Source organism: Microbacterium sp. UBA3394 (assembly GCF_002358725.1).
Taxonomy (GTDB): Bacteria; Actinomycetota; Actinomycetes; order Actinomycetales; family Microbacteriaceae; genus Microbacterium; species Microbacterium luteum.
In genome coordinates this window covers 1-10,797 of sequence record NZ_DEPK01000099.1, presented here as the reverse complement: position 1 = coordinate 10,797, position 10,797 = coordinate 1, and the positions used below count along the sequence as shown (strand labels likewise).

At 69.8% G+C, this 10,797-nt stretch carries 9 protein-coding genes and 1 pseudogene; all 10 read right to left on the bottom strand.

Features of this window, described 5'->3' with window-relative positions:
* A partial coding sequence (gene rpsS, locus B4E30_RS05830; RefSeq protein ID WP_286793956.1) for a 30S ribosomal protein S19 occupies positions 1 to 272 on the bottom strand: 272 nt, incomplete at its 3' end.
* Positions 273 to 285: 13 nt separating this feature from the next.
* Positions 286 to 1,125, bottom strand: coding sequence for a 50S ribosomal protein L2 (rplB, locus tag B4E30_RS05825; protein ID WP_071044919.1), 840 nt, complete (start codon positions 1,123 to 1,125; stop codon positions 286 to 288).
* A gap of 25 nt (positions 1,126 to 1,150) precedes the next feature.
* A complete protein-coding gene (gene rplW, locus B4E30_RS05820) occupies positions 1,151 to 1,471 on the bottom strand; it encodes a 50S ribosomal protein L23 (protein ID WP_071044918.1) in 321 nt (106 codons plus the stop codon).
* Positions 1,468 to 2,130, bottom strand: coding sequence for a 50S ribosomal protein L4 (gene rplD, locus B4E30_RS05815; protein WP_071044917.1), 663 nt, complete (start codon positions 2,128 to 2,130; stop codon positions 1,468 to 1,470). The genes rplW and rplD overlap by 4 nt, the downstream gene beginning before the upstream one ends.
* 4 nt (positions 2,131 to 2,134) lie before the next feature.
* Positions 2,135 to 2,797, bottom strand: coding sequence for a 50S ribosomal protein L3 (gene rplC, locus B4E30_RS05810; RefSeq protein ID WP_286793954.1), 663 nt, complete (start codon positions 2,795 to 2,797; stop codon positions 2,135 to 2,137).
* Between the two features lie 10 nt (positions 2,798 to 2,807).
* Positions 2,808 to 3,116: a 30S ribosomal protein S10 gene (rpsJ, locus tag B4E30_RS05805; RefSeq protein ID WP_039403048.1), complete on the bottom strand. Its 309-nt coding sequence runs from the start codon at positions 3,114 to 3,116 to the stop codon at positions 2,808 to 2,810.
* A gap of 426 nt (positions 3,117 to 3,542) precedes the next feature.
* Positions 3,543 to 4,499: a class C sortase gene (locus B4E30_RS05800; protein WP_348670273.1), complete on the bottom strand. Its 957-nt coding sequence runs from the start codon at positions 4,497 to 4,499 to the stop codon at positions 3,543 to 3,545.
* An 11-nt stretch (positions 4,500 to 4,510) separates the two neighbouring features.
* Positions 4,511 to 5,998, bottom strand: coding sequence for a SpaH/EbpB family LPXTG-anchored major pilin (locus B4E30_RS05795; protein WP_286793952.1), 1,488 nt, complete (start codon positions 5,996 to 5,998; stop codon positions 4,511 to 4,513).
* 75 nt (positions 5,999 to 6,073) lie between these two features.
* Positions 6,074 to 10,147, bottom strand: a complete 4,074-nt coding sequence (locus B4E30_RS05790) for a prealbumin-like fold domain-containing protein (RefSeq protein WP_286793951.1) — start codon at positions 10,145 to 10,147, stop codon at positions 6,074 to 6,076.
* Positions 10,148 to 10,605: 458 nt separating this feature from the next.
* Positions 10,606 to 10,797, bottom strand: a pseudogene (locus B4E30_RS05785) (elongation factor Tu); the annotation flags it as partial.

Below are 10,797 nucleotides of genomic sequence, written 5' to 3'. Positions count from 1 at the left end.
CGGCCCTTCTTGTCGTCCTTCTCGTGGCCGCGGAAGGTGCGGGTGGGCGCGAACTCGCCCAGCTTGTGGCCGACCATGGTCTCGGTCACGAACACGGGGATGTGCTTGCGACCGTCGTGCACGGCGATCGTGTGGCCCAGCATGGCCGGGATGATCATCGAGCGACGCGACCAGGTCTTGATGACGTTCTTCGAACCCGCCTCGTTCTGCGACACGACCTTGCGAAGCAGGTGCTCGTCGACGAAGGGGCCCTTCTTGAGACTGCGTGGCATCTTCTGTTCCTACCTACTTGCGCTTCTTGCCGGCGGTGCGACGACGGACGATGTACTTGTCGCTTTCCTTGTTGGGGTGGCGGGTGCGACCCTCCGGCTGACCCCACGGGGTGACGGGGTTGCGACCACCGGAGGTCTTGCCCTCACCACCACCGTGCGGGTGGTCGACCGGGTTCATGGCGACACCGCGCACGGTCGGGCGGACGCCCTTCCAGCGCTTGCGGCCGGCCTTGCCCCAGTTGATGTTCGACTGCTCGGCGTTGCCGACCTCGCCGATCGTCGCGCGGCAGCGCGCGTCGACGTTGCGGATCTCACCCGAGGGCAGACGCAGCTGCGCGTACGGGCCGTCCTTGGCGACCAGGCGCACCGAGGCGCCGGCCGAGCGGGCCATCTTCGCGCCGCCGCCGGGGCGGAGCTCGATGGCGTGGATCACCGTACCGGTGGGGATGTTGCGCAGCGGCAGGTTGTTGCCGGGCTTGATGTCCGCGCCGGCACCCGACTCGACGATGTCGCCCTGCTTGAGCTTGGCGGGCGCCAGGATGTAGCGCTTCTCACCGTCGGCGAAGTGCAGGAGCGCGATGCGCGCGGTGCGGTTGGGGTCGTACTCGATGTGAGCGACCTTCGCATCGATGCCGTCCTTGTCGTTGCGACGGAAGTCGATCACGCGGTACTGGCGCTTGTGCCCACCGCCGATGTGGCGGGTGGTGATGCGGCCCTGGTTGTTGCGTCCACCGGTCTTGGCCAGCGGACGGAGCAGCGACTTCTCCGGCGTCGATCGGGTGATCTCGGCGAAGTCGGCCACCGACGAGCCGCGGCGACCGGGGGTCGTCGGCTTGTACTTGCGAATAGCCATGTTTGTCTCGTCCCTTACCCGACCGTCAGTTGACTGCCGTGAAGATGTCGATGGAGCCCGACTTCAGCGTCACGATGGCGCGCTTGGTGTCCTTGCGCTTGCCCGTGCCGAAGCGGGTGCGACGGGCCTTGCCGACGCGGTTGATCGTGTTGACGCCCGCGACCTTCACGCCGAAGATCTTCTCGATCGCGGCCTTGATCTCGGTCTTCGAGGCGCGGGGGTCCACCAGGAAGGTGTACTTGCCCTCGTCGATGAGTCCGTAGCTCTTCTCCGAGACGACCGGCTTCAGGATGATGTCGCGCGGGTCCTTGTTGGATGCCGTCTGCAGGACGTTGTCCGTGCTCATGCCGAGACCTCCTCGGTGGCGGCGCTCTTCGACGCGACGAACGCGTCGTAGGCGGCCTTGGTGAAGACGATGTCGTCGGAGACGAGCACGTCGTAGGCGTTCAGCTGGTCGAACGACAGCACGTGGACGAACGCGAGGTTGCGCACGCTCAGGATGCTGCGCTCGTCGTCGCGGTCCACGACCACGAGCACGTTCTTGGTGGCGCCGAGGCCGGTGAGGACCGACGCCGCGGCCTTGGCCGACGGGCCGTTCTCGGTGCCGAAGGCCTCGACGATGTGGAGGCGCTCGCCACGGGCACGGTCGCTCAGCGCACCGAGGAGGGCGGCGGCGATCATCTTCTTGGGGGTGCGCTGCGCGTAGTCGCGCGGCTTCGGCCCGTGGACGATGCCACCACCGGTCATGTGCGGCGCACGGATGGAGCCCTGACGGGCGTTACCCGTGCCCTTCTGCTTGAAGGGCTTGCGGCCGGCACCGGAGACCTCACCGCGACGCTTGGTCGAGTGGGTGCCCTGGCGAGCCGCCGCGCGCTGCGCGACGACGACCTGGTGGATCAGCGGGATGTTCGTCTTGACGTCGAACAGCGCGGCGGGAAGCTCAACCGAACCGGCGTTCTTGCCGTCGGCGCTGCGGACGTCGAGCGCGAGAGTCGAGTCGGCCATGAGATCAGGCACCCTTCACTGCGTTGCGGACGTAGACGGTGCGGCCACGCGCGCCGGGGACGGCGCCCTTGACGAGCAGCAGGCCCTTCTCGGCGTCGACGGCGTGCACCGTGAGGTTGAGGACGGTCACGCGCTCGCCGCCCATGCGGCCGGCCATGCGCATGCCCTTGAAGACGCGGCTCGGGGTCGCCGAGGCGCCGATCGAACCGGGCTTGCGGTGGTTGCGGTGCGCACCGTGCGAAGCGGAGACGCCCTTGAAGTTGTGGCGCTTCATGACACCCGCGGTGCCCTTGCCCTTGCTGGTGCCGACGACGTCGACCAACTGGCCCGACGCGAAGATGCCGTCCACCGTGAGCTCCTGACCGAGTGAGTAGTCAGCGGCGTCCGCGGTGCGGATCTCGGTGAGGTGGCGACGCGGGGTCACTCCCGCGGCCTCGAAGTGGGCCGTGAGGGGCTGGTTGACCTTGCGAGGGATCGATCTGGCCCGTACGGCGATCTGGACGGCGTTGTAGCCGTCCTTCTCGACCGAGCGGACCTGAGTGACCACGTTGGGGGCCACCTCGATGACGGTGACGGGGACGAGCTTGCCGTCCGCGTCCCAGACCTGGGTCATACCGAGCTTGGTGCCCAGCAGGCCCTTGGAAACCTTGGTGTTGATGTCAGCCATGGATCGGACCTCAGAGCTTGATCTCGATGTTGACGTCGGCCGGCAGGTCGAGACGCATCAGCGAGTCGACGGCCTTGGGCGTCGGGTCGACGATGTCGATCAGACGCTTGTGGGTGCGCATCTCGAAGTGCTCGCGGCTGTCCTTGTACTTGTGGGGCGACCGGATGACGCACACGACGTTCTTCTCGGTCGGGAGGGGCACCGGGCCCACGACCGTCGCGCCCGCACGGGTCACGGTGTCGACGATCTTGCGCGCCGAGGAGTCGAGACCTGCGTGGTCGTACGACTTCAGGCGAATGCGGATCTTCTGTCCCGCCATTGTCTGCTCACTCTCTTTCTCGCGTCTTACCGCGGTGTTCCCCTTGCGGGGCACAGCGCAGGCATCGGACGCACACGGCGCTTTCGCGCCCTGGCACTTTCGTCCCGCTCTCGCGGGTTCTGCTGCACCGCTGTTCTGATGTCAATCCGGACATCGGGTGTCCGGCCGACACTCGCACGCACGGGAGTGCATCCCGTTCGAGGAGGTGTCGGTGTGGCGTTCTGCTGCCCGCGGCCTAGGTCCTCGCGCGTCTGGCTCGAAGAGTTCGATGCGCCGCCTATGCACTGCCCTGGCAGTGATCCGGCGGCGCACAGAAGCGCACGCCGGAATGTGGAACCTGACTAGCTTAGCCGCGGGTCGACATCCCACGCAAACCCGGGCGTGTCGCGCTGGGTCGACTCCCAGGAAACGCCGCCGTCCTGCGCATCACCGCGGTCGGACGGGCCGCCCCGCGAGCCACACATAGCCACCCGCAGCGCACACGGCGGCACCGGCGGCGACCGCCCACCACGGGAAGGTGGGGATCTCGGGATCCCGGCCCTGCGCATCGAGGTCCGCCTGCGGCGTGGGGATCACCCGCTCTCCCGTCACGAGGATGCGGTGGCTGTTGATTCCGAGCGGCGTGCAGGTCACGAGCGTCATGAGATCGCGACCGCGCTGCGGGAGCAGCGTCTCGGTCTCCTCGGGCTGGACGACCTGCGTCTCGACGACTTCGTACGTGACCACCTCACCGAAGACCTCGACGGTGAAGGTGTCGCCTTCGCCGACCTCGTCAAGTCGCGTGAACAGCTCTGAGGTGGCCAGACCCCGGTGGGCGGTGAGCACGGAGTGCGTCGCCTCGCCGCCGACGGGCAGGGCGGTGCCCTGCAGGTGACCGACACCGCGGTGCAGCACCGTCTCGCTCGTTCCGTGATAGATCGGGAGGTCGAGGTCGATCGCCGGGATCTTCAGGCGCGCCATGAGCCCCTCCGAGTCGGCCGCGAGCAGCCCGTCGTACTCCGCGGAACCGCCGGATCCGTCGGCGAGAGGCAGCCGCTCGTTCGCGGCGATGTCGGCACCGCCGCCGACGATGGCGGCGTTGTAGTCGCGCGCGCGTTCGAGTTCCGAGCGCAGCGTGTCCGCACCGAGGTCGCGGATGTCGTCGGCGTAGTCGCCGATCCGCTCGGACTGCGCGTACTGGCTGAACCACGCCGCCGCGGCCGGGTAGAGCAGCAGTCCCACGCCGATCACGCTCGCGACGGCGATGAGGAGCGAGATCACCGGCAGGCGCCACCGCCCGCGCCGGCGCCGCTCCCGCCGCGACCCCGGCGCGGCCGTCACGCTCGCCGGCGACGGCGAAGAGGGTGGAGTCCCCACGGGAGCCTCCACCCTCTTGCCGGTCACGTCGGGCGAGCTTACGCGGTCGCGCGAGCCTCGGCCGCACGGCGACGCGCGACGACGACGCCCGCACCCACCGCGATCGTCAGGAGCGCGGCACCGCCGACACCGAACCACACGCCGCCGTCACCACCGGTGAGGGGCAGCGCGAACGCCGGCACCTGGCTGTGCTGGAACTCGACGTAGTTCTGGATCGGCGGAACGGTCGAGGTCTCCCCCGCGACCACCTGCGTGTAGACGCGGTCCGGCGACGGCAGTTGGAAGCCGGCCGGCGGCGAGATCTCGCGCACCCAGTAGTTCCCGGGGGTGATGATCGGGATCTCCACGTATCCGGTCTCGTCGGTCGTCCAGTCCGAGACCCCGTCGATCAGGATCGGGTTCTCGCCGCGGATCGCGTCTTCCTCGTTGAGGTAGACCTGGTAGGTGGCGCCCGCGAGCGGGGTGCGGGTGCCGTCTCCCACAGCCTCGAAGGCGAACACGGTGAGCTGACCGATCGGCGTCGTGCCGGTCACGGACTCCGTGGCGCCGTTCACGGTGGCCGTCGCGGTGTTGACGATGTTGCCGCTCGCCGGGATCGCCACGGCGCGGGTCAGCACGTCGAGCGTCACCAGTCCCCCCTGCAGCGTCGTGAGGCGCGTGAGACCCTGCGGGGTGAAGGTCAGCGTCATCGTGTCGTCGACGATCTCGAGGGTGTAGTCCCCGCCGGCGCCTTCCGTGAACGACTGCGGGATCCCGGCGGCGTCGGTCACCGTGACTCCGGTCGGGTCGACTCCGGCCGGCGGGCTGGTGACGTAGACGAGCTCGCTCGGGATGCTGTCCTGCAGCACGAACGTGTCGATCGCGTCACCGGCGGCCAGCGTCGGGATCACCGAGGAGATGCCCCAGCGGATGAGGTCGGGGTTGCGCGCCTCCTCGGAGTTCGCCGGCGCCGGGATGCGGGTCTTCGTGAGATCCGTCACCGCGTTCTTGGGGTAGACGTGCACGTCGTAGATCCACTCGTTCGCCGGGGCTCCGCTGGGGCCGGTCGGGAACGGGAGGGTCACGAGGAACGGCGCCGTGGGGTTGGTGACATCGTCGGGGAGGGCGGTCTCGGTGACCAGGTACAGGCCGATCGGCATGTCGGCGGAGAACTCCGCCACGCCGTTCGCGTCCGACACCGCGGTGAAGGAGGTCGTGCCGACCTGGCCCGCAGCGGTCGCGGGGGTGAGGTTGGCGACGGTGTCCCAGCCCGCTGACGTGAGCAGGTCGACGTCTTCGACCAGCTGCGCCGTGAACTCGGCGTCGGCCAGCGGCGTGCCCGGGATGCCGCCGGGGATCTCCTGGCCGGTTCCGATGTCCTGCGGGCTCTCGGGGCCGAGGGCGTACTTGTGGACGGTGAGGCTGCGGGGCGCGTCGGGGTCGATGTTGCCCGGCTCCGCGTGTGCGGGGGCGACCGCGGCGACGGCGGCGAGCGCGCCGAGGGCGATCGCTCCGACGGCGGCGGTGATCCGCTTGCTGATGGACATGGGATGAGTTCCTCTCGTGTGATGAGCGGTCTTGCCTGGGTGGGATGGTTGAGGTCGTGCGGAGACGGAGTCGTGTCAGGCCACTGCGGCACTCCTCCGCGTTCGGCGCCAGCCGTGGAAGCCGGCGAGCGACAGGGCGGCCAGGAGCACGGCTCCGCCGCCGAGGAGGTAGGCATCGGTGCTCTGCCCACCGGTCAGGGGAAGCTCGGTCGGGTTGACCGGCGCATTCACGAACCGATACACCGCGGACTGACCCGCAGCAGGTGCGGTGATCGACGTGGACGCGACGGGGACCCACGTGGACCCCTCGAGGCGCTCCAGGCGAACCTGCCGGTACGCCAGTGCACTGTCGGGGTCGCGAAGCTCTTCGCTCAGGGTGTACGGATGCCCGGGGCGCACGTCGACGGTGCTCGCCGCGTTCTCGCCCGGGGCGTATTCCGCGCCGACGACCGTCTCGGTCGGCAGGTCGAGCCCGTCGGCCGCTTCGGGTGCGGCGGTGACCTCCCAGTCCTGCGGCTGGAATCCCGGTCGGGGCTGGTCGACCTGCTTGACGAGCGTCAGCCGTGCCGTCGCGTTCGTGACGGTGCAGGTGACGCTCGCTCCTCGCGCGAGGGTCACCGCCCCGTCATCCGTCACGGCCACGGCGGCTCCCGAGCCGTCGACGCAGGTCCAGCCGGCCGTCTGGACGTAGGTGTCGGGACCTCCCGACTCCGACAGCCGGTAGGGCACGCCGGGCGAGACGATCTCATCGTCGACCCGCGTGGTTCCGCCGGCGCCGCTCGGCCCCGGGAGGGCGGTCGTCGGGCCGGTCGCCGCGAGAAGCCATTCGGACGCGTCGGCCGCGCCGAACGCGACGTCCTTCACCAGGGTGAGTGTCGCGACGGGGCGGTTCGTGATCGTGCAGGCCACCGTGGAGGACGCGGCGATCCCGGTGAGCGTGCCGCTGACGTTCTGACCGCTCTGCGCGAAGCTCACCGATCGATTCGCTCCGTCGACGGTGCACGTCGCGCCGACGAAGAGATAGCCGGTCTGCTGCACCTCGGAGATCGTCAGCGTCGCCCGCGACGCGGTGGATCCGAACAGCACCGTCCAGACGGCGGACCCGTTCGCACCGGTCTGCTGGCGCGGGGCTTCGCTCGGCAGCGCCGTGGCGGTGCCCGTGGTCGCCTGTGCGCTGACCCCCACCGTCCAGCCGCTCGCCGCATCGGCCTGACCCGTGGCGGGATCGAGCACCCGCTTCGTCACGGTCACGGTGGAGGCCGGTCGCGGGGAATTGAAGAACGTGCACGTGACGGCCGCGCCGAGGCGATCGGGCATGGTCACCTGACCGCTCTCGCTCGATCCCGTCGACAGGCGCACGCCGTCGGACCAGCATTCGTAGACACGGGTGTATGCGCCGATCGGGGAGGAGGACCCGGCGGCCATGGCCTCGGAGACGCCGACGGTCCTGCCCACCGGGACCGGCAGCGGCCCGATCTGCGCCGCCTGGACGCCCGTGGCCGACCCCGCCGTGGTCGCTGTGGCGATCGTCGCGCCGTCGGCGCTGGCCGTGAGGGTGAACTGATCGGCCCCGGCGGCGCGCCCGACGACGTTCTTCTGCACCGCGAGGGTCGCCGGCGACGCACAGCCGGCGAGGTCGGTCGACGAGGTCAGCGCCACGCGAGGGCTGCCTGCCACCCGGGTCCACGTCGTCGGGTCGAATTCGTACGCGCTCTGCCCGTCGCTGAGGAACGCCGTGCCGCGCGACGAGAACGCGATCCCGTTGGCGTTCCCGAACGCCGGAGAGGACTCCGTTCCCGTGATCGACTTCGTCGTCGAGGCGTTCACGGCGAGGTCGCCGCCCGCGGCCGCCGCGAGGGTCGCCGCGGTGACGGTGTAGATCGCTGCGCTGTTCGCCCCGCTGACGGCGGCCGCCCCGAGCACGTAGAGGTTCCCGCGATCGTCGAAGGCCATGTCGCCGTTGCCGTTGGGCGACGAGCCGGTGGCGAAGGAGCCGAGGTACGCGAACCGCGATGCGGTGGGGTTCGCCTCCGTGAAGCTCCAGAGATGGAACCGACCGCTGTTGAACTTGCCGAAGATGTACCGGTTGTTCTCGAGGTCGACGGCACCCGCGACGAGGGACCCCGCCACCGCCGCGCCCGCTGCGTTGCGCGGGGTGTAGGCCGTTCCCGACAGCGTCTGGTAGCCGCCGGCACTCGACCATTTCAGGATCGCGCTGACGCTCGTCGCGTCGGTGGAGCGCGCGAACGCGTAGGCGACGGTGCCGCCGTCGCCTACGCCGAGGCCGTTGACGTTCGTCTGGTTCGACCAGCCGCCGGCCGCCACGGTCGCGCCCGTCACGATGTCGCCCTGCACGACGGCGCCGGTCTGCGAGACGGAGGAGAAGTGCGTCGCGTCGCACGCGAAGGCGGCCGGCTGCGGCGTGTTCGTGAAGGTGCACACCACCTGTGCGCCGGGCTCATCCGGGATGGTCAGCGACCCGGCGGTCGACGCGCCCGACGCGATCACCGTGCCGTCCCGCAGGCACTCGTATGTGGCTCCGTAACCGAGGCCCGCGCCGGAGGTGGGCTGCTCATGGATCGTGTACTGCGCGCCCGGAGTGACCGTGAACGCGTCGATCCGCGCGCTCTGCACGCCGGTGGCCGTCCCCGTTGTCGTCGCCGATGCGAGCACGGTGGAGCCGCTGCGCAGTGACAGCGTGAACTGGTCCGTCGCCGCCGTGCGGGCCGTCACGTTCTTCTGCAGCGTCACCGTGGTGCGCGGGTCGACGACGAGGGTCGCCGCCTCCGGAGCGACGAGGATCGTCGAGACGTCGTCCGCACCGTTCTCGTAGGTCCCCGGCTCCGCCGCCACCACATCGACCGTCACCGTGCAGGACTGCGCACCGGCCGCGAGATCGGCGCCGGCGACGGTGACCGACGACGAGCCGGCGGCGGCGACGACGGAGTACGCCGTCCCCGAACCATTCGTGCATGTCCCCCCGACATTGGGCGTGGCCGCGACGCGGAGACCGGTCGGGAGCGTGTTCGCGAAACCCCAGTCGGCCTTCGCAGCGAGCTCGCCGGTGTTCGTGACGGTATAGGTCAGCGTCGTCGGTGTGCCGGCCACGACACTCTCGTCGCCGAACGCGACATCGAGGCTCGGCGTGACGTCGAGGATGCGGAGGTTGTCGACCCCGACATCGTTGCCGCCGCTGGAGAGGTTCAGGTTGCGCACCGTGGGACGCAGGGACCCCAGCTCCCCCGCCGCCACGCGCACGGAACCCGTGGCGGTGAAGCGCCCCGCGCGCACCGCGTCGCCGCCGTAGACCCAACCGGTCTGCCCGGAGACGAGCGGAGAGGTGTAGAAGGCCGATCGTGCGTCGGTGCACGCCGTTATCGGCGAGGATGTCAGCGTCGTGCCGCCCAGCGCGAGAGCGATCTGCGAGCGAGCGGATGCGGTCGTGCACGACGCCTCGACGATGTCGATCGACGCGGTGAAGTATCCGCCCGCAGGGTTCGCGACGCCCGTTCCGGTGACGCGGTCGAGCATCCGCGTACCCCCGGCCGCACCCGTACCCGAGGAGGTCCACTCCGCGAGGGCGCGATTGGATCGCGTGGCAGCCGTCGATCCGTTGGCGGGTGCGGCCGACGTCCCTCCGGTCACGCCGGCGTCGACCTGTCCGAGCACGTCGGCCATGCGGCGGATGTTCACCCGAGCGTTCTGCTGGTTCGTGGCGTTCGTCGACGTGCACTCGGTCGCGCCGGCCGCGAGAGCGGTGTTGTAGGTCACCAGCACGCCGTTGCAGTCGGCGTAGTCGAGCCAGAAGGTGTCTGCCGTGTAGGCGCCCGACGCGTAATCCGGCAGGCGCACGAGCGCGGATCCGCCCACCTCCGCGAACCTCTCGGCCCACACCTCGACGGGCGCCTCGGGCACGCCGGCTGCCAGGATCGACATCTCGCGCAGCGCCCGCGGGCTCGGCGCGGGGGCGGCCGTGCCGCTCTCCTCGGGCGCGACGTCGGTCGTCTCCTCGGGGCTGGGCGACGGCTCCGGTTCCACCGCCGCCCCCGCAGGCGAGACCGCGCCGACGCCGAACCCGAGGCCGACGAGGCAGGCCAGCGCCGCCGCGGTGACGCGGTGGCGCAGCGCGCGCGACGAACGGATGAGCATGCGATTCCCGGGGCACGCCGAACACCGCCCGGCGGGAGTGGCTGTGACGTGGAGTCACCACCCACCGGGCACGAGAGGCTTCGGCTTCGAGCGGAGTGGTCCGGGTGGTTCCCGCGGACTCAGGACACGTTCAGGGTAAGCACAGGGAATTCCGATCGTCGATCGAAGAACGGGTGAAGAAAACGCGAGGCGGCGGTGGGAAGCAGGGCTTTTTGGCCGGTCAGGCGCGGTTCGACGCGTGAGGATGCAGTGGTGTTCGAATCTGCATTCATGCGTGTATCGGTTGCGTCTGAGGACAACAAAACCCCCGGGGCATAAGCCCCGGGGGTTTTGCAGGTCTCAAGTGCAGATCTCGTGCGGAGATCTCGCGCAGATCTCGATACGCCGCCGTTGGCGGCTACTCGATCTGAGCCGACGCCGCGTCAACGCGCGCTATGCGCGCATTGACCCGGCACGGCTCACTTGATGATCTTGGTGACGGTGCCGGCACCGACGGTGCGGCCACCCTCGCGGATGGCGTAGCCGAGGCCCTCCTCCATGGCGATCGGCTGGATGAGCTCGACCGTCATGTCGGTGGTGTCGCCGGGCATGACCATCTCGGTGCCCTCGGGCAGCGTGATGACGCCGGTGACGTCGGTGGTGCGGAAGTA

Bases quoted from the DNA above. Each gene is read 5' to 3' on its own strand.
- rplB (WP_071044919.1), bottom strand. From the start codon at position 1,125: ATGGCTATTCGCAAGTACAAGCCGACGACCCCCGGTCGCCGCGGCTCG.
- rplW (WP_071044918.1), bottom strand. From the start codon at position 1,471: ATGAGCACGGACAACGTCCTGCAGACGGCATCCAACAAGGACCCGCGC.
- rplD (WP_071044917.1), bottom strand. From the start codon at position 2,130: ATGGCCGACTCGACTCTCGCGCTCGACGTCCGCAGCGCCGACGGCAAG.
- rplC (WP_286793954.1), bottom strand. From the start codon at position 2,797: ATGGCTGACATCAACACCAAGGTTTCCAAGGGCCTGCTGGGCACCAAG.
- rpsJ (WP_039403048.1), bottom strand. From the start codon at position 3,116: ATGGCGGGACAGAAGATCCGCATTCGCCTGAAGTCGTACGACCACGCA.
- B4E30_RS05795 (WP_286793952.1), bottom strand. From the start codon at position 5,998: ATGTCCATCAGCAAGCGGATCACCGCCGCCGTCGGAGCGATCGCCCTC.
- B4E30_RS05790 (WP_286793951.1), bottom strand. From the start codon at position 10,147: ATGCTCATCCGTTCGTCGCGCGCGCTGCGCCACCGCGTCACCGCGGCG.